Genomic DNA, 22824 nt, shown 5'->3' on the forward strand with positions numbered 1-22824 from the left:
GGATTTGCACCAGTTGGGTACGTGGCAAGGGTGTTGATCATCTTGGGAGGGATTTAGCCGCGAGCAACTGACACGCTTTTATTTATTTAAAACCTGCCAGCGTTTATAGACGTCGAGCGCCTGCGGTCGAGGCTGATATTGCATCGGCAAGCGACGTTGTTCAATTGGCTTGCTGTATTCAGCGTAAAAGGTGTCCAGTTCAAAGTATTTACGATCGTCACGGTAATACGTCGAATACTCTTCGCGTTTGGTGATGTATATCACCTGCTTTGGACTGCAATAATAGAGTGCACCCAGACACATTGGACAAGGGCTGGCAAGAATGTAAATGTCGCAGTCTGTGAGGTTTTCGCTGCCTGATTGACGGCAGGCTTCGCGGATGGCCAGTATTTCAGCGTGAGCCGTGGGATCATTCGTCTGTGCGACCTGGTTTGCGCGCTCAGCGATTACCTTGCCATCGCGAACAATGACTGTTGCAAATGGGCGACCGCCCTCTTCAACGTTTTTCATTGCTAAATCAATCGTGCGTTGTACAAAATCCATTCGTTCCTCGCTTGTATACATAATTAACCATGACATTTTGAGCCTGGTTCAGATTTGTATAATGCGAAAGCGATGAGCTGGCTAAACGTATATGATTTAACCATTGAATGAGTAAAAGTTTATTTCTGATGGCGGTGATGGGCAGCACCGCCTTTAGGAGAGTAATAATCTTAATCGCAAGCTCGCATTTTAAGACTAATTACTGAGGACTACCATTGATGAGGGTTACGCAAAAATTCTGCCTGGCTCGGCAAAATTTCAAGATCCCGTTTTCTACAAAAAACCTGCGACGGCATATTTCCTGTTAACGGCGCAATGTCACGCAGTTTCATTTCACGGTTAACTTTAGGTAACCACTCTTCGAACTGTTTCGCGTAGGAATCCGCTAGATTTTTATCATGGGTGCGCCCGACAAAAAGCTTACTTTTAGCGAGACGGGAAATGTCCGTCGCATATATTTCGTAAAGATCGCCGCACTGTACAATTTCAATTGCGGTGAAATGCATATTGGGCCAGAAACTCACTTTTGCTGAAAAATTGCTGTAATTCATAAAATATCACTTATTGTTGGATTTATCTGTGTGCCAGATTATTCTGGTCGGGCCAGTAATTATAACGCCATTCTCATGATCTGATACTGTCAGATAAATCCTGAACTTTTAAAATTGAATCGGTTCAAAACCCACGTTCTTAATTGTGGGAGATTATCTTAACTAAAAGAACCGTCATCATCCGGCGTCTTTCCTACCACAATTTGCAGCGTATTCCGCAGACAATCCTGGAAAATCACATCATTGGTGCTCTCAAGCTCTGCCAGCAGATAGGCAATAATGCTCTTATTGGTAACAGTTTTTTTGTCTTTTATGATAGCGGTGATAATTGAGCCCAATATTTCGGCCTCAGATTTCAGTTTTACAGAACCACAATTGAAATAGGCGATAAAATCGGTACTGATATTCATTTTTTGCATGCGTTTCCCCTGGCGACGTTAGTGCCAGCACTTTATGGAGTAATAAAAAATTAATGGAATAGTCTGAAAAATGAGATCGCAAATGATCTCGTTAAGCTGATTGAATTTAATAAAAGGGGAATATTGTTAATTTTAGAGAAAATGTCTATCAAGAGAGCCTGCTGACGTTTACATTGAATAGCGTGGGTTTCGGGGTGAAAGAAGTTATGTCACCACTTGATCACAAAAATATACAAACACGTAATAAGAGTACAGAAGTTTCTTTTAATAAAACCGCTGTTATTTTAAGCAATTGGAATAAAATCAGCGATAACAGTCAGTTGAGTGATAGTTAGAGTCCAAAGAGAATTGTAAATTAGTCCTGTTAGGTGATTAATGCGCATTGTTGTTTATCGGTTTACAGATTGCAGAAGCGCACATTGATGCGCTTCTGCCCCGGTGTTCAAGGCGTTACCGCTTCGCCGCTCACCACTTTTGCTTGCTGCAGGCTGGCCTCTTCCTCGCGGAACTTCAGACGATCCCAGACCCGGAAGAACGGATAGTAAATCACCAGCGAAATTGTCAGATTCACCACCTGCAAAACGGTGCCGGAAATATGCCCGCCGGTGGCCAGATAGCCGCTGACGAAAATCGGTGTGGTAAACGGCAGCGCAATCCCCGCTGGAGGCGCCACCAAACCGGTGCTCATCGCCGCCCACGACACAATCACCAGCACCACCGGCGTCAGGATAAAGGGCAGGAACAGATACGGGTTCATCACCAGCGGAATACCGAACACTAATGGCTCACTAATGTTAAACAGCGCCGCCGGTGCGGCAATTTTACCAAGCTGTTTCATCTGGCGACTGCGCGAACGAATCAGCATGAAAATCACCAATCCCAGCAGCGCGCCGGTGCCGCCGGGCGCAATCCACAAATCATAAAACTGCTGGGTAAAGATGTGCGGGATCGGTTGGTTGTGCTGAAACGCCTCGAGGTTTTCACTCATATTCGACAGCCAAACCGGCTGAATGAATACCAGCACAATCGCATCGCCGTGCAGTCCAAGCGTCCAGAGAATCCCAATCAGCAGCACCGAGAAAATCATGCCAGGCAAGGTGCCGCCCACGTGATGCATCGGCAAACCAATTACAGTAGCAATCAGGTTATTGATATCGCCGAACGGCGATGCTTCCACCGCCAGACGAATCACCAACACCACCGCCAGCACACAAAAACCGGGTATCAGCGCGAGGAAGGATTTCGCCACCGCAGGCGGCACGCCCTCCGGCATCTTGATTACCAAATTACGGTTGTGCACAAAGCGGTAGATCTCGGTCGATAGCAGCGCAACCACGATAGCCACGAACAAACCCTGGCTGCCAATCAGTGAAATCGGCAACACGCCGGTGACCAACTGCGTCGGCGCGCCCTCCACCGGGGCAAACAGCGTCTGCTGCGGAATGGTCATCACAAATGCCACTAACGCCATCGCGCCGCTGGTGAGCGGATCAAGCGTGCGATACTTCTCCGCCAGGCGGTAAGCGATGCCGAAGCTGGAGATCAGCGCCATGATGTCGTAGGTCGCGCGCACCGGATAAAGCAGTTTGTTGCGCCACGTCTCGCCAAACAGATCCGCCATTAAATGGCCCCACGCCGGAATCGGCAGATAGGCAAAGATCAGGAAGAAGCTGCCAATCAGCATAAACGGCATGTTGAGAATGATGCCGTCGCGCACGGAGAGCACATGCTTCTGACCGGCGATTTTCAGTGCGACGGGCAAGACATAACGGTCTATAAAAGTACGGTTAGACATAGGTGTTCCTCTGGCTCAGTGGCGCAACGGATTATGGCGTGGCGAACTGCGGCAGCCACGGCTTGTTTAAGGTCAGCACTTCGTCAAGCAAGGCTTCGGCGGTCGCGACATCACCGACTAACGGATTGCCGAGCAGCGCCAGCAGCGCTTGCTCACGATCGCCATGCACTGCGGCTTCGATAGTCAGGCGTTCAAACGCTTTGATCTGCTGCGTCAGGCCATTCATCAGCGGCGGCAACTCACCAAACGCCAGCGGATGCGCGCCTTGCGCATCGACCAGACAATTCACTTCCACCACCGCGTCATCCGGCAAGCCATGAATCGCGCCGTTGTTGCGACAGTTCACCACCAGATTTTTGCCGCTGTTATTGTGAATTGCGCTGATCAGCTCGACCGCCACTTCGGAGTAATACGCGCCGCCACGGAAACTCAGCTGCTCAGGTTTGTGCGCCAGATGTGGGTCGGCATACAGCGCGAACAGTTCCGCTTCCACTTTCATCACCTGCTCCGCGCGCGTGCCTTCATGACCGTTTTGCGCTTTCTCCTGCTCTTCGGCCAGCATCTGCGGCGTTTGCCAGTAATAGCGGTGATACGGGCACGGAATCGCTTTGAGCGCGCGCAGGAACTGCGGCGACCACGGCATATCTTTGATGTTGTTCATGGTGAGCGATTGGCCGTCGCACAGTTGCTCGATCACCTGCGCAGTCACATCCTCGCCCCGGCACGTCACCTGATGCACCCAAACCAGATGATTGAGCCCGGCGAAGCGCAGCTGCACGTCATCCCAGGGCGCGTCGAGCATGCCGGCAATCATGTGATGCATATTCACCGGCACATTGCACAGCCCGATGATTTTCGCCTTGCTATAGCGCGACACCGCCTCCGTCACAATTCCCGCCGGATTAGTGAAGTTGATGATGAAGGCGTCCGGTGCCAGTTCCTCGACTTTGCGCGCTACCTTGAGCATCACCGGAATGGTGCGCAACGCTTTGGCAAAGCCGCCAACGCCAGTGGTTTCCTGGCCGAGCCGACCATATTTCAGCCCGAGGCGCTCATCCGCCGCGCGCGCGGCCAACAATCCCACACGCAGCTGCGTCAGAACAAAACGAGCACCGCGAATCGCGTCATCCAGCTCAAAATGGACGCTCACTTTTACCTGCTCCAGCCCGTTTTGCTGCAGCATGCGGCGAGTAAGATCGGCGATGACATTAACCTTTTCACGCCCTTGCTCGATATCCACCAGCGCCAGTTCCGTCACCGGCAGCTGCGCATAGCGATTGATGATCCCTTCCACCAGCTCCGGTGAATAGCTGCTGCCACCACCAATAATTGCGATCTTAAGCATCTGTGCCTCCTGCCGCTGTGCGGCGGTAGAGTTCAATGATTTCGCCAGCCAAATCCTGAATCAGCATGGCGTTCATAAGATGATCCTGGGCGTGCACCAGAATCAGCGTGACCGGCAACTTACCGCTGCCTTCATCCAGACCAATCAGCGCGGTCTGCTGCTGGTGCGCAGCGCTGATGCTTTCGCCTGCCGCCGCCAGCTGTTGCTGCGCCTCGCTGAAGCGCCCTTCTCGTGCCAGTCGTAGCGCGCTGATGGCCGCGCTGCGGGCTGCGCCGGCCTGCACCAGCAGCAGCATAATTTCCTCTTCGAACTCGATAGCCATGATTTCAGACATGCAGAATCCCCCACAGCACAACGCCGTGTAATGTCAGTCGGATGATTAAAAAGGACGTTTAAGAGGCGTGTAATGCCAGCGCTTTATCGAGCACCTGTTCGCCACGCATCATGCCGTAATCCATCATGTCGATGACGGCGACAGATTTGCCTTGCGGCGCGGCTATGGCGCTAAGACGGGCTGCTTCGAATTGCACCTGCGGGCCAAGCAGAACCACATCGGCATCCGGCAGAATGCGTTCGAATTCCGCCACCGGCACGGCTTTAATGTCAATTTCCAGACCGCGACCTGCAGCGGCGTGCTGCATTTTGCTCACCAGCATGCTGGTTGACATGCCTGCAGCACAGCAAAGTACGATGCGCATAATTTCTTCTCCTGTGATTTGTTCCGGCCATTTAAGACCTGTCTCAGAGACGCTGTAAAGTGGCTGTGGGCAAAGGATTTTCTGATGGATGGATAATTTATTGATACAAGTCAGATGGATACGATTAAAATATTAATGAAAATATTTTTCACGAGTGTGATCTTAACCGTAATTTAACAGTGAAAAGCCCGACAAACGGCGCTAAGACCCCGCAATAAGCTGAAAAAAAACTCAACATGAAAAATAATTTCATGCATGATGGACCTTCGCTACTGAGGATGTGATGAGCTAATGGATATTGTCTGGCAATTACGACAGCAGTCGGAGCGCGCGGATGCGCAGGAATCGAGGCTGGCGCGTTTTATTCTGGCGAACCTGCACGCCAATGTACACGTCACCATGGAGAGTCTGGCTACACAGGCTGGTGTGAGTCCGGATGTGCTAAGACGCTTTGCCACCTCGGCGGGCTGTCAGGATCTTGATGATTTTCTGCATCAGGTGCGGAAAGCCGGTCAGCAGCAGGATGTTGAATTTATCGATGTCATCCGCCAGCGGCAATCGTCGCTGAGTCAGCAGGAGAAACGCGTTGCCGAAGCGATTCTCAGCGACACTGCTTTTGCCGCTTCCGCCACCATCGAGCAACTTGCCGGCCGCGCAGAAGTCAGCGCCGCCACCATCACCCGCTTTGCGCGCTCGCTGGGTTGTGAAGATATCCGTGATTTGCGTATGCGGTTGGCGCGCGCGCCACAGAGACAAACCACTCACGCGATTGCACCGATTGAGGCCATTACTCAGGCGTTAACCCAGCAATATGGTCAAGCGGAAACGGCAACCTGGCAACGTGCCGCAGAGATGTTGCGTAAAGCCCGAAGCGTACTGCTGATTGGCGCATCGGGGCTGCAAACTACGCTGGTGGCGGACGTCCATCAGCGCCTGCAAAACGCCGGACTGGCCAGCGCGTGGATTCAGGATGACAACCTGCTGAGCATGACGCTGAGCCGTTTGCAACCGGACGATCTGTTGCTGATTCTCGCGCCTGATACCGTTAACAGCCACGTGCTTAGCGCAGTACACCATGCGCACATTCAAAAAACGCCGGTGATTGCGCTTTGTGCGAAGACATTAGATCTCGCCAATCAGGCCGATATCTGGTTGCCGCTGCCGGAAGCGCAACACGCGCGCCGTTACGGCATTTTGTTTGCGCTGGATCGGCTGGAGTCAGCATTAACTGTTCTCTAAGTAAATCTCCAACATCCTTAGATTTGCAAAAGTAAAACGATCGGTTTACTTTTAGAGGATGAAAAAGAAACGCGATATCATCAATGCCGCTGAGCGGCTGTTCTATCTCAACGGCTTTCACGCCATCAGCACCGATCGCATTTGCAGCGAGGCGAATGTCTCGACGCGCACCTTGTATCGCTATTTCCCCTCGCGTGAAGCGTTAACGGCCGCGGTGCTGGAGGCGCGACAAGATCGTTTCTTCGCCGCGTTGCAATCGCCGGACCATCCACAAGCGGTCAGCCACATGTTCGATGCGATGGCCGACTGGATGCAGCAATATGGCAATAATGGCTGCTTGTTTCTCAAGGCATGGGGCGAATACGCCGGAGAAGATGCCGCGCTAGCCGAACAGGCGCTGGCTTATCGCCACAAGATGCGCGATTACATTGCACGCGCCATTCAGCAGGCGCTCGGCAAGCAGCATGTCGCGCTAGCGGATGCGGTTTGGCTGCTGTTTGAAGGTGTGCTGACTTCCGCGCTGATCATCGGCGCGGCGCAGGCGTGCGAAGCCGGTAAAAACGCCGCGCTGCAGCTTATCGCGTTCAGTGAACAGACATGAAGGGTACGGCGCTCGGCATCACCGGATTTGCACTTATCGCTGTGACCTACGGTATGGCGCGTTTCGCCTGGGGCTTGATGATGCCCGAGGTGATGCACGACATCCCCTTTACCCGGCGCGTTTCTGGCGTGCTTTCGGCCTGTAGCTTTGCCGCTTACTGTGTGGCGGTGTTGATCGCGCCGATGATGACCGCCCGCGCCGGGCCGCGATTTCCTGCTGCGGTTGCCGCGCTGTGTGCCGCGTTGGGTTTGTTGATCATCGCGAGCGCGGTATCGCCGTGGATGCTGGGCGTGGGATTGTTTATCGCCGGCATGAGCGCCGGTCTCGCCTCGCCTGCGTTAGCGAGCGCTGTCAGCCAGCGTATTGAGGCTGAGCAACAGCCGCAGATGAACACGGTTATCAATGCCGGAACCAGCATGGGCATTATGTTGTCAGTGCCAATTTTGTACTGGCTGCCCGGCGGCTGGCGCATCGCCTGTGCGGTTTTTGCCGCGCTGGCGATGATCTGCCTGGTGCCGATTTGGCGCCAGCTACCCAATCACAATGAAAACGCTCAACGTGAATCCTGGTTAAGCCACCTGCGGCAGCGTTCGCTGCAGCGCCTTATCTTCATTGCACTGTTCAGCGGCGTCGCCAGCGCGGCTTGGTGGAGCTTCGGCCCGGATCTGCTGCATCACATTCACGTCAGCGACCGCATGGTTAGCCTGTTGTGGCTCATCGCTGGCGCAGCAGGCATTATCGGCGCGCTCACCGGCCCGATGGCGAAATGGATGGGGATAAAGCGGGTTTATTGGCTGTCGCAATGCTGCCTTGCCGTGCCCTTATTGCTACTGGCGTGCAGCCATCACTATTCAGCCTGGCTGTTTCCCGCCGTGGCGTTAGGTGGCGCGGCGTATGTTACGCTCTCGGGCGTGTTGCTGGTGTGGGGCGCACAAGCAAGCAGTAATGCCCCCGCCGTCGGCGTAGGCATCTTGTTCTTTATGTTGGCGGCGGGTCAGGTGATGGGATCGCTGCTGTTTGGACAACTCTTTATGCTGGCAGGCGCGCCAACCGCATTAACGCTGTTTGCCGCGCTGCCGTTGCTAATGATGTTTGTTATTCGTCGTTAAACGGATCTTTTTTGTCGTCTTCACTGTCATCGCGCGTTCTGGGGATCTCACCGTGTTCGCTGGGATTGTCCTTGGCAGGATGCTTTTCATCATTCACGTCGCGTTTATCTTTAGGGTGATTGCTCATCTGAAGCTCCTTTGTTGATCACCCATTAAGTGTAGTTGATGGGGCGAGGCGTTCGCCCCATAAGCTTACTGCAACGCTTTCAGAATCTGCATCGCGGCTTTAACCCGCTCGGTATTGGGATAATTTTTGTTCGCCAATATCACAATGCCAACCTGTTTCTCCGGGATGAAGGCGACATAAGCACCGAAGCCACCGGTTGCGCCGGTCTTATGCACCCACGACGCGCTGACACGCGGATGTGATTCGGCATCCCGCACCGGCTGCGGCCCAAGCGCCACTTTGTTATCCGCGCCCTTCGCCGCCATCTCCGCCTGAGCGGGCCAATCCAGCATCTCCCACCCCAAACCTTGATAGAGCGCATCGGTGCGATAGAAACGCGTTTGCGCGAAATCCAGCGCCTGCTGCAGCGGCTTATCGTTAACCTGCTGCGGATCCATATTGGCCTGCATCCAGCGCGCCATATCTTTAATCGACGACTTCACGCCATAGGCTTCAGCATCCAGCATGCCCGGCGACACGCGCACCGGTTTGCCTTCGCGGTAGCCCCATGCGTAAGCATTTTTCGCGGCGTCAGGCACGGTGATAAAGGTGTGCTTGAGCTGCAATGGCGTGAATACGCGCTGCTGCATTGCCTGTTCAAAAGTCAGCCCGCTGGGTTTCGTCGCCAGCCAGCCAAATAAGCCGATGCTGCTGTTGGCATATTGACGCGTGTTGCCCGGCGTCCATTGTGGTTGCCATTGTTGATAGAAGTTCGCCAGCGCCTTTTCGTCGGTCACGGCATCGGGCACCTGCAGCGGCAAACCGCCAGCGGTGTAAGTCGCCAGCTGCAGCAGCGTGATGTCGCGCCACTGCGGCGTGTTCAGTGCCGGCCAATATTTGCTGGCAGCATCGCTCAGCGCGATCTCGCCTTTATTCACCGCAACGCCACTCAGCACGCCGGTGAAGGTTTTACTCACCGAACCCAGCTCAAACAGCGTGTCTTGGGTGACCGGGCGCTGCTGTTTGACATCCGCCATGCCCCAGGTGAAATAGTGAGGCAGGCCTTTAACCACCACCGCCACCGCCATGCCGGGAATTGATTGCTGCTGCATTAGCGGTTTGATCGCCTGATCAATGGTTGCCTGCACATCCGCCTTCGCGGCGAACGCCATGGAGCACGCCGAGGTCAGCGCTGTAGCTATCAATGTTTGAGAAATCAATTTCACTGTAGTTAACCTTCCGGGTTGTTGTTCCGCAGGGAGTTTGACCAATTTGACAGGGTGCAACAAACTGTTAATTTTAGCGTCAGACAATAGAAAATCTTACAGGTTGGCGCATGACACGACCCTATATTCCCTTGAACGCGCTTAGAGCCTTTGAAGCCGCTGCACGTCATCTAAGTTTTACTAATGCGGCGATTGAGCTGCACGTAACCCATGCAGCCGTGAGCCAGCAGGTAAAATCGCTGGAACAGCAGCTCGGTTGCCAGCTGTTTGTGCGGGTATCGCGCGGGTTGATGCTGACCACAGAAGGCGAAAGCCTGTTGCCGGTGCTCAACGACTCATTCGATCGGATTGCCGATACGCTGGATCGTTTCTCATCCGGTCAAATGCGCGAAAAATTGAAAGTTGGTGTGGTGGGAAGCTTTGCCACCGGCTTGCTGTTGCCGCGATTAGAGGATTTTAACCGCCGTTATCCGCACATTGAGCTGCAACTCTCCACCCACAACAATCGCGTCGATCCGGCTGCCGAAGGCCACGATTACACCATTCGCTTTGGTAGCGGCGCCTGGCACGGCACCGAGGCGCAGTGTATTTGTCCTGCGCCGTTATCACCGCTGTGTAATCCGGCCATTGCCCGGCAGCTACAACAGCCTGCAGACGTGCACAAATTTACCCTGCTGCGCTCGTTCCGCCGTGATGAGTGGAGCCAATGGCTGCAAAGCATGAACGAACATGCGCCATCGCCTGCGCATCCGGTGATGATTTTTGACTCGTCGCTGACGATGATTGAAGCGGCGTTGTTAGGTGCGGGGATTGCGCTGGCACCGGTGAGGATTTTCAATCACCTGCTGCAAAGTGAGAAGCTGGTGCGCCCTTTCGCCGCTGAAATCGATCTCGGCGGCTATTGGTTAACGCGGTTGCAATCGCGGCCCGAAAGCACCGCGATGACGGCATTTTCTGGCTGGTTGATTAATACCTTTTTGCCCGGTGCGCACTAATTAAACGAACACGTGATTTGTAGCGCGAATGCGCAGGCCGGAGTCACTTTTGGTCCGGCGGTCCTCGCGCCGCTTGCGCGGTACCTTCACTTCACTCGTCGGCCTGACGGACCGGCTGAGACGGGACATCCTTGTCCCGGCTCCGCCTTTCGCCCGCGTCCTGCGGGCTCTCCTGGCCTCCTCGCTTCGCTCAGCGCTGCGGATTGCCGGACCAAAAGCGCCCCCGGCCTGCTAATAAGCTTAGGTGCGTGTTGTTGAAAAGGGCTCATTTGTCAGAGACCGCACGGGCGCTTTGCTGACCAACAAGCATTACGCAGTTTGTTTCGCCTTCGCCAGCGTGCGTGCAAGAAGTGCGGAGTACAGCGGTTTGCCGCCGAAGAATTGCGCGGCCAGCGTTGCGCCGAGACAGGTAATGATCATCGGCAAAATCAGCTGATAATTGTTGGTCATCTCCAGCACCAGCACAATGCCGGTCAGCGGCGCGCGCACCGACGCCGCAAACAGCGAGCCCATTCCGGCCACGGCAAAGGTTGCCGGCTCCAGATGTAAACCCGGCAGCCACTGCATGCAGAGCTGGCCGAAGCAGGTGCCGAGCAGCGTGCCTAGCGTCAGCATCGGGGCGAAAATACCGCCTGGCGCGCCGGAGGAGAAACAGCAGACAGTGATGAGCGTGCGCAGTGCGAAGAGCAGAAACAAGGCCAGCGCGCTATAGCTACCGCTGGAGAAATCGGGGATCAGGGCAATCCCGCCGTTGATGGCTTGTGGCAGCACCAGGCCAATCACGCCGCACGCGCCAGCCAGTAAGCTTCCCCACATCACCCAAGGTGCCACGCGACCTTGGTGCAAACGCTGAAACTGATCCTGCGCGAGGAAAATGAAGCGATTAAATGCCACGCCGCAGCCACCGAATAACACGCCTAATACCAGATAAAGCCACAGCGTATTAGTTGGCGCATCCTGCAACTGACCAATATTGATGATCGCCTCATTACCATTACACACGCGGAAAACAATGCTGGAGACGATAACGCCAACAAACACCGCTTTGATGGAAATCAGGCTGTAACGAAACTGCGGACGCATCTCTTCAATAATAAACAGGATGCCCGCCAGCGGCGCATTGAAGGCGGCCGATAAACCCGCGGCAGCGCCGGTTGCCAGCAACGTGTGGCGAGATTCAGAAGATTTAACGCGGAACAGATCGACACACATGCCACCGATATTGCCACCCAACTGCACGGTTGGCCCTTCGCGACCCAACACCATGCCTGAACCTAACGCGCCCATACCACCAATGAATTTCACCGGTAGTACGCGCCACCAGCGCACCGGTCGGAGCTCTTCCAGCGCGCCTTCGATTTCAGGAATACCCGATCCGCCCGCTTCTTCCGCGTAACGTCGCACCAGGAAATAGCCAATAGCGCCTAATAATGCCGAAAGGAAAAACGCACCGATTATTTTCACCAGCAGATTGTCACCGGCATCCGCGAGCCAGCTCAATCGCGTCTGCACCACAAAATTCACCGCTTTATCAAAGGCTACGCCAACCAAACCGGTTAGCACACCGACCAGCGCAGCCAGCAGTAATAGTGCAACGGGCGTTTTGTCGCGGCGTAATAGTTTCTGCATCAATAAGAAGCGCCCAGCACGTAAAATCGTTTTGGGCTCTGCGGAGTGATGATGAGCAGACATGCAAATCCCTCTGTATTCAGAACAGTGTTCAAACGTTAGTTTGAAAAAATAGGGATTAGCATACTGAGAATGAAGTGATTTTTAACCCAGGAATTCGCAAGCGGATTTTTCAGGATCGAAGAGGTTGGGCATTTTTAGCCGATGCATCAACCTCCTCTACGAGGAATTAATCCTGCTCTTCAGCAATCAGCGTCAGTTTTTCATCAGTGGCTTTTTCTTCTTCCAGCGTTTCACCCAGTAACCTGGCGGCATCCTGATAATCCAGCTTCAGGGCTAAGGCGCGCAAGGTGCCGTAGGTGGCGATCTCATAGTGCTCAACTTTCTGTGCGGCACCGATCAGTCCAGCATCGCAAACCGGCCCTTTTTCTACTTCATCGATAATTTCCTGCGCCTCTTCGGCCAGACCTTCCAGCGCATGGCATTTCATTCGTTTGATCTGCACGCCATCCGTGAGCTCAACCAGTTGATCAATACGTTCAATTTGTCCGCGCGTTTCTTCGAGGTGCTGTTTAAAAGCCGCAACCAGATTAGGATCAGAGGCTGCGCGAATCATTTTTGGTAACGCTTTGATGATCTGTTTTTCTGCGCTGTAAATATCAGAGAGATCATGCACAAACAGATCTTGCAGTGTTTTAATCGTCATAATATGGCCTTTTAGTAGAATAGAATATCAGGTAGGTAAAAACGTGGGCGAGAGTGAATAAGGAATTACGCCGGCACATAAGCCTGACTTAATCCTGGCGGACAATAGACAATTCACAAGCGAAGCCTGAAAATAAACTCACCGCATTGTTTAAATCATTGCCAGACTTAAACCAGGTCAATCGGAGAGAACATAATGAAAAAGCCAGGCCCGCCAGAGCTCAACGGCGAAATTATTCACGAACGCAGATTAATGCCGCTCGGATTAATTTCTCTGTATGAAGTTACCTTCAACAATGGCAAATATGCCGTTATGCGTCTGGATAAAGTTCAACCCTTTCATCAGGGTGACGTTTTTAAACGTGTTAATGACTGCTGGTATTGTGATGAACAACTGATACATCCTTACGCTTTTCAGTTTGTCGATCAGGCTGAAGCGCAACGGTCATTTATCGAATATGAGCGATAATATTATCTTGTGCTCTTTCATATCGGCGAGTGAAACGCAGCGAGTTGGTCCGGTTGCGCTGGCGGCAATGACATCCAGAAATTCACCTCTTTGCTGGTTTCATATTCCGCATGCGCTTCAAGGAAAATATGCTCGCCGCTGCGCGATTGCCCGCCATAAAGCCAGCCGCCCTGCACCTCACCATTTTCAAGTTGCACGATGCACTCCTGCTTGTAGCCGGGCGCTTGTTCATTTACATCAATCCATTCAAGAATATGGCGCATTGGCTTACTCCTCGGCAATAAACAGTGATTTACAGTGCGGGCACAACATAGCCTGTCCGCGCGCTTGCTTTAAGGAAGATTGTGGGCAAAACTTTTTACAGACTGGACACTGAGTTTTGACTTCCCGGCGTGATAAGCTTTCTAAAAATTGATTTAACCAGCTCATAATTTATTTCCTTTTTCCGTTAACTAATTCTAACACACCTGATTATTTTCATTGCCACTCACACTTGACAACCACGTTAAAGATCCTCAACCCCATCATTACGTTCAGTTAAATGTTCTAAATTAACTTTTATTTTATAAACCAACCGTAAGATCGATTTGGCACTATACTCAAAACAGACAAATATTTTCCCTCGCCCTCTCTTATACCGTCAACTTTCCTGTTGATAGTGCTGACTTTTATAATCCATTGGATTTTTTGCGACGCCATTATGAAAAATAAACTTTCCACCGGGCCATTCATTAGCAGTAGTGCGCTTCCGGCAACGGCACGCAGTAGTTTTGAGTTTTTACATCACAGCGGTATTTACCAGGCGAACCGGCCAGATGTTTTTTCCGAGCGGCAAATGGAAATATATGGCGAGCGTCTGGCAAAAACGCATCATCTTTCCGACGCCAAAAAAAGCTATAAATTATTGCAGCGGCTGACGGAAAACGAACAGGCGCTGATAAAAAGCGCAGAAATATTAAGTACCGGTGAGAAGCGTAATTTGACACCGGCTGGCGAATGGTTGCTGGATAATTTTTATATTATTGAAGAGCAAATTCGGATGGTGCGCCATCTGTTGCCCACCAAATTTGGTCAGGGTTTACCTGCGCTGAAAGACCCCGCGCACTCTTTGCGCATTCAGGCGATCGCGGATGAGATGATCAGCCACAGTGATGGCCGCTTAGAGTCAGCAGTGTTGGCGACCTTTATTCATGCTTATCAACGCGTGACGCCGCTGCTGATGGGTGAACTATGGGCGCTTCCCGCCATGCTGCGCTTTGCGCTGCTCGATAACCTCGCACGTATTGCGCAAGGCGTTGCTGAGATTCATCAGGAGCGCAGCCAGGCCGAAGCGTGGATTAATGAGATCGTTCATCACTCCGCCAGGGACGCCACTCGCGTGATTCAGGTGATCGCCGATATGGCGCACAAAAACGATCAGCTTTCCGGCGCGTTTGTCGCCGAACTGGCGCGTAAACTGAATGGGCAGAATCACTCGCTGGCGCTAACGTGGGTGGAGCAACATCTGCTGAACACCGGGCGTAATACTGCGGATGTGATTGAACAGTTCAACCGCCAGCTGGCACTGAGTCAGCTCTCGGTCAGCAACAGCATTGCCGGATTGCGCCAGCTTGGCGAAATCAACTGGCAGGATTTGGTGGAGTCGCTGAGCCTGGTCGAGCAGGTGTTGGCGCAGGATCCCGCCGGGATTTATCCCCAGATGCATTTTGACAGCCGCGATCAATATCGGCATGTGGTTGAAGAGCTGGCTCGCCAGAGCGAATTCGACGAGCTAAACGTGGCCAATCAGGTTTTGGCGCTGAGTCGTCAGGCCGCATTGCCAGCGCGCCAACAGCATATTGGTTACTTCCTGCTGGATAAAGGGCGTGCGCAGCTTGAGCAACAGCTAAAGCCGCGCCGTTCCTGGCTGAATCAGGCGCGCCATCATCTCAGCCAAACGCCGCTGCTCTCCTGGCTGGGCAGCCTGACGTTATTGACCACCGCTTTCAGCGCCGAAGCGCTGTTTTTCACTCATCAATCCGCGATGTCGGTGGTGCTGTGGCTGTTACTGGTGCCGGCGGTGATCTTAATCAGCAGCCAGCTCGCCCTGCAGCTGCTCAGCGAAGTGACAACCCGCACCCGCCATCCGGTACCGCTTCCGCGACTTGATTACGAGCGGGCGGTACCGGATGGCGATCGCACGCTGGTGGTGATCCCCTGTTTAATCAGCAGCAAACATGGCACCGATGCGCTGTTGCGGTCGCTTGAAACCAGCTATCTCGGTAATGCGCTCAACAACATCAGCTTTATGCTGCTGGCCGATTTCACCGACAGCGCGGCCGAACACGATGACGATGATGCCGAAATCATCGGTTACGCAGTGCTGAAAATTCAGGCGCTCAACCGCCGTTACAGCAGCAAGTCGCACAATGATGGGCTGTTTTCTCTGCTGCATCGCAACCGCATGCACAACCCTTCGCAGGGCGTGTGGATGGGTTATGAGCGTAAGCGCGGCAAACTGCATGCGCTCAATCGCTGGCTGCAGGGCGAAGCGGAGATGTTTAACGTCATCGTCGGCGCCAGCCAGGCGCAAATGCGCACGGTGAAATACGTCATTACCCTCGATAGCGACACCATTCTGCCGCGAGAAACCGCGCACAAGCTGATTGGCATTATGGCGCATCCGCTCAATGCGCCGGTGTTTGATGACAGCCTGAATCGCGTGGTGGAAGGCTATGCCATTCTGCAGCCCCGTCTGGCGGAGGAGATTCCGCCCTTTGGCCAGGGCCGCTACGCGCGTCTCTCCAGCAGCGTGCCGGGCAACGATGCGTATTCCTCCATGTCTTCCGATATCTATCAGGATCTGTTTGGCGAAGGTTCGTTTGTCGGCAAAGGCATTTACGATGTGGCAGCCTTTACCCGCGCGACGCGTAATACCTGCCCGGAAAATCTGGTGCTCAGCCACGATCTGCTGGAAGGCTGTTATGCGCGCTCCGGCGTGGTCAGCAATGTGGTGCTGTACGAACACTATCCGGATAACTATCTCAGCGATGTCGCGCGGCGTTTCCGCTGGGTACGCGGTGACTGGCAGCTGCTGAACTGGCTGAAACTACGCGTGCGACTGGAGGATGGCGGCTATCAGGCCAATCCGCTCAGTGCACTGTCGCGCTGGAAATTGTTCGACAACCTGCGTCGCAGCCTGATTTCGCCCGCCTTGCTGCTGCTGATGTTTCTGGCATTTAGTTGGGTGGCGAATCCGCCGTTTTGGCTCGGCTGCATTGCGCTGTTCCTGCTGTTGCCCAGCGCCTTAGCGTTGAGCATGGAAGGCATGCGCAAAAGCAAGACGCGCGCCTGGCAGCATCATCTCACTATCCTGTCTTCGGATGCGTTAATGCGCCTGAGCCGCGCGGGACTGACGCTGGCGACACTACCGCATGAAAGTTACTGGTCGCTGAAGGCGATTATCGTCACGCTGTGGCGACTCAACGTGAGCGGGCAATTTCTCCATGAATGGAAAAGCGCCTCGGCGGGCAGTTCGTCGCCCACGCCGTCACTGCGCCATTTTTATCAGGCGATGTGGTTTAACCCAGCGGCGGGCGTTGCACTGTCACTTTTAACCGCGCTGGTTAATCCTGAATTGATTGCGCTGGCGCTGCCGATCTCGCTGCTGTGGCTGATCACACCGTGGCTGTTGTGGCAGTTGAGTAAACCGGCCCATTCGCGCCAGAAAAAGCTCTCCACCGAGCAGCAACAGTTTTTGCGCCACACCGCGCGTCACACCTGGGCTTGGTTTGAAGATTTCGTCACCGCCGAACATAACCACTTGCCGCCGGATAATTTTCAGGAAGTGTTGCAGCCGGTGGTGGCGCATCGCACCTCGCCAACCAATATCGGCCTGTCGCTGCTGGCCAATTTAACCGCATGGGATTTTGGCTACATCACGCAGAAACAGGTGATTATCCGTTCGCTCGCCGCGCTGGATAGCCTCGATCGCATGGAGCATTTTCGTGGACATCTCTACAACTGGTATGACACTTACACGCTGAAGCCATTAAATCCGCGCTACGTCTCCACCGTCGATAGCGGCAATCTCGCCGCGCACCTCGCCACCCTGCAGGCCGGGCTTGCGCAGTGGAAGCATCTGCCGGTGCTCGCCTTGCCAGTGATCATGGCCGGTCTGCATGACACCTTGCTGCTGGCGAAAGCGCAAATGGGCACAGAGCGTAACGATCGCTGGGATGAGTTAACCGCGCAGTTTGATGCGCTGCAACAGGCCGCGCCCGTTGCGATTGCCAGTCATCTCTCGTCGCTGATCGCGCAGAGTGAAATTCTGCTGGCGCAGATGCAGCTGCCGCCGTTGCAGGTGAAATGGTTTGAACGGTTTATCCGCCAGCTCAGCGATTTGCAGCAGGAGTGGACGCTGTTTTTCAGCTGGATCACATCGGGTGATGATCTGCCTGCCGCCTTGCCTTCTCTGCTGTGGCTGAGTGAGTTAGAGCGTCATCGCCCCGGCCTCCATTCTCAGCTCGCGGCGTCTGTGATGTGGGCCGCACGTGAACGCATGGCGACCTTGCTGGAGCTGGAAGGACGGCTGGAAGATCATGCAAAAATGGATTTCCGCTTTCTCTATGTCGAAAAAACCGCGCTGCTCAGCGTGGGTTACAATCTTGACAGCGGCGCGCTCGATAAAGGCCATTACGATCTCTTCCCGTCCGAAGTGCGCCTGACGCACTACTACGCCATCTCTGCTAATCAGCTGCCGGTAAAAAGCTGGTTCGTGCTGGGCCGTTTGTTCACCCAACTGGATAACAAACCGGCGGTGATGTCGTGGAGCGGCTCGATGTTTGAGTACCTGATGCCGCATCTGGTGATGCCGGTTTACCCGGATACGCTGCTGGAAAAAATGGCACTGTCGGCGGTGAAGCAGCAGATCGCGTCCGGTGATGCCGCGCAGATTCCGTGGGGCGTCTCCGAGTCGGCTTACGCCGCGTTCGATGACAGCCAAAACTATCAATACAAAGCCTTTGGTACGCCAGAGTTAGGGCTGAAGCGTGGCCTCAACGATGATCATGTGGTTGCGCCCTACGCCTCGCTGTTGGCGCTGATGGTGCTGCCGCATCAGGCCACTGACAACCTGATGCGACTGAAGAAAATGGGTGCCTGCGGCAAATACGGTTTTTACGAGGCGCTCGATTTCACCGCGCAGCGCCTGGCGCGCGGCCAGCAATTTGTCGCGGTGAAAACTTACATGGCGCATCACCAGGGCATGGGTTTTCTGGCGATTTCGCATCTGCTGCATGAAGCGCCGATGGTGGCGCGGTTTATGTCGAGTGCGCGCTTCCAGTCTTCCTACTTGCTGCTGCAGGAGCGCGTGCCGGATGACATTGAGCTGTATACCCCGCGTCGGCATTTCGTTGACACCAGCGAGATCAAACCGCGTTCAGATACGCCCGAACTGCGCGAGTTCAGCGGCTCGGCGGCGCATCTGCCGCAAATCCAGCTGCTGTCGAATGCCAATTATCATGTGATGGTGACGCAATCCGGCACCGGGTATAGCCAGTGGAAAGGATTGGCGTTAACCCGCTGGCGCGCCGATGGCACCAGCAATCAGCACGGTATCTTCTGCTACATCCGCGATCGCCAATCCGGCGAGCTGATTAGCCCGACGTTCCAGCCCAGCGGTGATGCGCGCCCGCAGCACATTGCACGCTTTACCGACGCCGGCGCGGAGTTTGAATCGCGCATGGAAACGCTCAGCACCCGCACTCAGGTGGTGGTGTCGCCAGAAGATGATGTGGAAATCCGCCGCATCGTCCTGACCAACCATTCACGCCAGCTGCGTGAAATAGACATCACCAGCTATGCGGAAGTGGTGCTGGCTTCTGCCGCCAGCGATATGGCGCATCCGGCGTTCAGCAACCTGTTTGTGCAAACCGAAATCGTCACTGAACTGGAAGCGATTTTGGCGCATCGCCGCCCGCGCGATGAGAAAACCGAGCCGCTGTGGATGTTCCACGCCCTGCTGATTCACGGCACCAGCGAGCGCGATACGCATTATGAAACCGACCGCGCGCAGTTTATTGGTCGCGGCAGAACTGCCGCCGATCCGCAGGCGATGGCAGCCGATGGCGTACTCAGCGGCAGCGCAGGTGCGGTGCTCGATCCATTGCTGTCGATTCGCCAGAAAATCGCCATCAAAGCGGGTAAATCCGTCACCCTCGATCTGGTGTATGGCGTCACCACGCAGCGTGATGTCTGCCTTGGCTTGCTTGAGAAGTATCGCAACAATGTCTACGCCAATCGGATATTTGAAATGGCGGCCTCGCACAGTCAGGTGGCGCTGCGTCAGCTGAATATCCTCGCTGAAGATGCCAGTTTGTATAACCAGCTCGCCAGCGCGGTGATTTTTGCCAGCCCTGAAATGCGCGGCGACAGCCAGCGTCTGCAGCAGAATCGCCTGGGACAATCGTCGCTGTGGCGACACTCGCTGTCTGGCGACTTACCGATCGTGCTGGTGCGCATCGAAAACGGTACCCAGCTCAGCCTGGTGAGCAATATGATCAAAGCGCATCAATACTGGCGCCAGAAAGGATTGACGGCAGATTTGGTGATCCTCAACGGCGAGCAAATCGGCTATCAGCAGCTGTTGCAAAATCAGCTGCTCAAAATGATTTCATCAGGCGAGATGCAGATGCTGACCGACAAGCCTGGCGGCATCTTCCTGCGCCAAAGCGAGCATTTTGCGGCCGAAGATGTCACGCTGCTACTCAGCGTAGCTGCCGTGGTGCTGGAAGGCCGCAACGGCAGTTTGGCCGACCAGCTGACGGTGCTGTTAAAACCGCAGCCGGTGGCGCCGCCTTGCCGCTTCCTGGCGCATAAACAGGCCTTTCCTGCGCCCGCCCGCCTCGCAGTGCCGGAAAACATGCAGTTGTTCAATGGCACCGGCGGCTACAGCGCCGATGGCAGTGAATATCACATTTTGTTGTCCCCACATCAGCAGACGCCCGCGCCCTGGTGCAATGTGCTGGCAAATAAACAGTTTGGTAGCGTGATTTCAGAAAGTGGTCAGGCCTACACATGGTATGAAAATGCGCATGAATACCGCCTGACGCCGTGGCACAACGATCCGGTCAGCGATACGTCGGGCGAAGCCTTTTATTTGCGCGATGAGGAGAGCGGCGATGTCTGGTCACCTATGCCGCTGCCGATGCGCGGCGCCGGAGATTATTTGACGCAGCACGGCATGGGTTACAGCCGCTTTATGCATCAGGAGCAAGGCATTAGCAGCACGCTCACCACCTTCGTAGCTGGCGAGCAGGCGGCGAAAATCACCCTGATTCAGCTCAGTAATCTGTCTGGCAAAACCCGTCATTTGTCGATCACCGGCTACGTCGAATGGGTTCTGGGTGAGCTGATGAGCCAATCTGCCCGCCATGTACAAACTTCTTCGGCGATAGTGGCGGATGGCAGCGCCATTCTGGCGGTAAATCCCTATACCAGCAGCGGATCGATGCGCACCGCCTTCTTCGCCGCATCCGGCAATCAGATTGCATTCAGCGGTAATCGCCTTGAGTGTCTGGGCCGCAATGGCTCGACGCGTAAGCCCGCGATGATGCAAGCGCGCGGTTTATCAGGCAACACCGGCGCGGGGCTCGATCCCTGCGCCACTCTGCAAACGCTGACCACCTTGATTGACGGCGATACGCGCACGCTGGTGTTTGTGTTAGGCGCGGCGGAAGATACCGCAGCGGCGTTGACGCTGATGCAGCAATTTCTTCCCAGCGAACAGGCGGAAGCCGAACTGGCGAAAGTGCAGCAGCAATGGCGCAATCTGTTAAACAAAGTCGAGGTGCAAACGCCCGATACAGCGGTGAATCTGCTGGCGAATAACTGGCTGCTGTACCAAACGCTGGCCAGCCGTTTGCTGGCGCGCAGCGGTTATTATCAGTCCGGTGGCGCGTTTGGCTTCCGCGATCAGCTGCAGGATACGTTGTCGCTCACCCACGCCGCGCCAAACTTACTGCGCGATCAGCTGGTGCTATGCGCTTCCCGCCAGTTCCTCGAGGGCGATGTGCAGCATTGGTGGCATCCGCCCGCCGGACGCGGCGTGCGCACCCGCTGCTCAGATGATTATCTCTGGCTGCCCTTTGCACTCTGCCACTACATCACCGCCACGGAGGATCTTGCGCTGTTAGAACAGCCGATTAGCTATCTTGAAGCGCCACTGCTCACCGCCGAAGAAGAGTCAGTTTACAGCCTGCCGAACGTCAGTCAGCTGCAGGAAAACCTGTGGCAGCATGGCTTGCGTGCCATTCAGCATGGTCTGCGGTTTGGTGAGCATGGTTTGCCGCTGATGGGTTCCGGCGACTGGAATGATGGCATGAGCGAAGTGGGTATTGCCGGTAAAGGTGAAAGCGTCTGGCTCGGCTTTTTCCTTTACAGCGTGCTCACGCGCTTTGCCGCGCTCTCCACCCGTATCGATCAGCCGGAAGCCGCCAGCTTGTGCAAACAACAGGCGGAGAAGCTGAAAACGGCGCTCAATCAGCTCGCCTGGGATGGTGAATGGTTCCTGCGTGGCTACTTCGATAACGGTGAAACCCTGGGTTCACAGCGCAACGCCGAATGTCGCATTGATGCCATCGCGCAGAGTTGGTCGGTGCTGTCTGCGGCTGGCGATCACGACAAATGCGCCTCGGCGATGCAGGCGCTCGATCAGCAATTGGTGGATAGCGATAACGGCCTGATTAAACTGCTGACGCCGCCGTTCAATGGCGCAGGCCCCAATCCGGGATACATTCGCGGTTATCTGCCTGGCATCCGTGAAAACGGAGGGCAATACACGCACGGCGCGCTGTGGGCAATTATGGCGTTCGCCGAGATGGGCCAGGTCGAGCGCGCATGGGCGTTGCTGGCGCTGATCAATCCGATCAATCACAGCCTTGATGCTGCCGCTGTTGCAACTTACAAAGTCGAACCTTACGTGATGGCGGCGGATGTTTACAGCGCCGAGAACCATGAAGGTCGTGGCGGCTGGACGTGGTACACCGGATCGGCGGGCTGGACTTATCAGCTGATCATCGAAAGCCTGCTCGGCATCACGCGCCACGGCGATACATTGCGGCTGCGTCCGCGTCTGCCCAAAGCATGGCCGGGCGCGAAGGTGATTTATCACGAAGGGGCCGCGCGCTATGAGATTGAGATGCGGCGCACGCCTGGCGCTTATCAGCTGTGGCTGGATGATGTGCTGAGTGCCGATGATGCCATCGCACTCAGCTGCGACGTCGGAAATCATCAGGTACGAATTCATCTCGCTGAGTAGCAATCACTGCGGTCATTAGTTTTCACCATAGCCAGCAGTGGAAAATATCGCAGCGCCCTGCCAGCGGCTATTTTAGGGTTATTCTCCCTTACAAGG

General features: G+C 54.7%; 19 protein-coding genes. 6 read left to right on the plus strand and 13 right to left on the minus strand.

The window, feature by feature from the left end:
• Positions 1-78: 78 nt before the first annotated feature.
• From AAF463_RS21575 to AAF463_RS21605, 7 genes are all read right to left on the minus strand, one after another.
• A complete protein-coding gene (locus AAF463_RS21575; RefSeq protein WP_350262036.1) occupies positions 79-543 on the minus strand; it encodes a nucleoside deaminase in 465 nt (154 codons plus the stop codon).
• A 209-nt stretch (positions 544-752) separates the two neighbouring features.
• The gene (locus tag AAF463_RS21580) at positions 753-1094 is read right to left on the minus strand and encodes a hypothetical protein (RefSeq protein WP_101761514.1); all 342 of its coding nucleotides are present in this window, start codon (positions 1092-1094) and stop codon (positions 753-755) included.
• Between the two features lie 158 nt (positions 1095-1252).
• Positions 1253-1513: a biofilm/acid-resistance regulator YmgB/AriR gene (locus AAF463_RS21585; RefSeq protein ID WP_350262037.1), complete on the minus strand. Its 261-nt coding sequence runs from the start codon at positions 1511-1513 to the stop codon at positions 1253-1255.
• Between the two features lie 442 nt (positions 1514-1955).
• Positions 1956-3308 carry a PTS cellobiose transporter subunit IIC gene (celB, locus tag AAF463_RS21590; RefSeq protein ID WP_210080341.1) on the minus strand — a complete coding sequence of 451 codons (1353 nt, stop codon included), beginning with the start codon at positions 3306-3308 and terminating at the stop codon, positions 1956-1958.
• Between the two features lie 31 nt (positions 3309-3339).
• A complete protein-coding gene (locus AAF463_RS21595) occupies positions 3340-4653 on the minus strand; it encodes a 6-phospho-beta-glucosidase (RefSeq protein ID WP_101761517.1) in 1314 nt (437 codons plus the stop codon).
• Complete coding sequence (locus AAF463_RS21600; protein ID WP_210080343.1) at positions 4646-4987, minus strand: PTS lactose/cellobiose transporter subunit IIA; 342 nt, start codon at positions 4985-4987, stop codon at positions 4646-4648. Before AAF463_RS21600 ends, AAF463_RS21595 begins: the two co-directional genes overlap by 8 nt.
• A gap of 58 nt (positions 4988-5045) precedes the next feature.
• A complete protein-coding gene (locus AAF463_RS21605; RefSeq protein ID WP_101761519.1) occupies positions 5046-5354 on the minus strand; it encodes a PTS sugar transporter subunit IIB in 309 nt (102 codons plus the stop codon).
• Between the two features lie 288 nt (positions 5355-5642).
• Here AAF463_RS21605 and AAF463_RS21610 point away from each other — a divergent pair, with 288 nt between their 5' ends.
• The 3 genes from AAF463_RS21610 to AAF463_RS21620 are packed head-to-tail and all read left to right on the plus strand — an operon-like array spanning position 5643 to position 8300.
• The gene (locus AAF463_RS21610; RefSeq protein ID WP_350262038.1) at positions 5643-6590 is read left to right on the plus strand and encodes an SIS domain-containing protein; all 948 of its coding nucleotides are present in this window, start codon (positions 5643-5645) and stop codon (positions 6588-6590) included.
• 58 nt (positions 6591-6648) lie between these two features.
• The gene (locus tag AAF463_RS21615; protein WP_350262039.1) at positions 6649-7191 is read left to right on the plus strand and encodes a TetR/AcrR family transcriptional regulator; all 543 of its coding nucleotides are present in this window, start codon (positions 6649-6651) and stop codon (positions 7189-7191) included.
• Positions 7188-8300, plus strand: a complete 1113-nt coding sequence (locus AAF463_RS21620; RefSeq protein ID WP_350262040.1) for an MFS transporter — start codon at positions 7188-7190, stop codon at positions 8298-8300. Before AAF463_RS21615 ends, AAF463_RS21620 begins: the two co-directional genes overlap by 4 nt.
• Here AAF463_RS21620 and AAF463_RS21625 read toward each other — a convergent pair.
• Positions 8287-8427 (minus strand): hypothetical protein, encoded by a 141-nt coding sequence (locus tag AAF463_RS21625; protein ID WP_167391175.1) that lies wholly within the window; start codon positions 8425-8427, stop codon positions 8287-8289. The genes AAF463_RS21620 and AAF463_RS21625 overlap by 14 nt on opposite strands.
• A 65-nt stretch (positions 8428-8492) precedes the next feature.
• Positions 8493-9626, minus strand: coding sequence for a PSZ family class C beta-lactamase (gene blaPSZ, locus AAF463_RS21630; protein WP_350262451.1), 1134 nt, complete (start codon positions 9624-9626; stop codon positions 8493-8495).
• Between the two features lie 116 nt (positions 9627-9742).
• Here blaPSZ and ampR point away from each other — a divergent pair, with 116 nt between their 5' ends.
• On the plus strand, positions 9743-10627 hold the full coding sequence (gene ampR, locus AAF463_RS21635; protein WP_192234829.1) for a LysR family transcriptional regulator AmpR: 885 nt from the start codon (positions 9743-9745) through the stop codon (positions 10625-10627).
• A gap of 309 nt (positions 10628-10936) precedes the next feature.
• Here the strand turns inward: ampR and clcA are convergent, their stop codons facing one another.
• Together clcA and AAF463_RS21645 are read right to left on the minus strand one after the other, a co-directional pair.
• Positions 10937-12319, minus strand: coding sequence for a H(+)/Cl(-) exchange transporter ClcA (gene clcA, locus AAF463_RS21640; protein WP_350262041.1), 1383 nt, complete (start codon positions 12317-12319; stop codon positions 10937-10939).
• A 166-nt stretch (positions 12320-12485) separates the two neighbouring features.
• On the minus strand, positions 12486-12962 hold the full coding sequence (locus tag AAF463_RS21645; RefSeq protein ID WP_350262042.1) for a ferritin-like domain-containing protein: 477 nt from the start codon (positions 12960-12962) through the stop codon (positions 12486-12488).
• Between the two features lie 195 nt (positions 12963-13157).
• Here AAF463_RS21645 and AAF463_RS21650 point away from each other — a divergent pair, with 195 nt between their 5' ends.
• Positions 13158-13430, plus strand: coding sequence for a hypothetical protein (locus AAF463_RS21650; protein WP_137387362.1), 273 nt, complete (start codon positions 13158-13160; stop codon positions 13428-13430).
• 17 nt (positions 13431-13447) lie between these two features.
• Here the strand turns inward: AAF463_RS21650 and AAF463_RS21655 are convergent, their stop codons facing one another.
• Positions 13448-13693, minus strand: a complete 246-nt coding sequence (locus AAF463_RS21655; protein ID WP_350262043.1) for a hypothetical protein — start codon at positions 13691-13693, stop codon at positions 13448-13450.
• 4 nt (positions 13694-13697) lie between these two features.
• Positions 13698-13859: a YnfU family zinc-binding protein gene (locus AAF463_RS21660; RefSeq protein WP_217548267.1), complete on the minus strand. Its 162-nt coding sequence runs from the start codon at positions 13857-13859 to the stop codon at positions 13698-13700.
• Positions 13860-14265: 406 nt separating this feature from the next.
• Here AAF463_RS21660 and AAF463_RS21665 point away from each other — a divergent pair, with 406 nt between their 5' ends.
• Positions 14266-22728 (plus strand): glucoamylase family protein, encoded by an 8463-nt coding sequence (locus AAF463_RS21665; RefSeq protein WP_350262044.1) that lies wholly within the window; start codon positions 14266-14268, stop codon positions 22726-22728.
• The last annotated feature ends 96 nt before the right edge of the window (positions 22729-22824 follow it).

This window comes from Pantoea sp. BJ2 (assembly GCF_040255075.1).
In the GTDB taxonomy this organism is placed as follows: domain Bacteria; phylum Pseudomonadota; class Gammaproteobacteria; order Enterobacterales; family Enterobacteriaceae; genus Pantoea; species Pantoea leporis.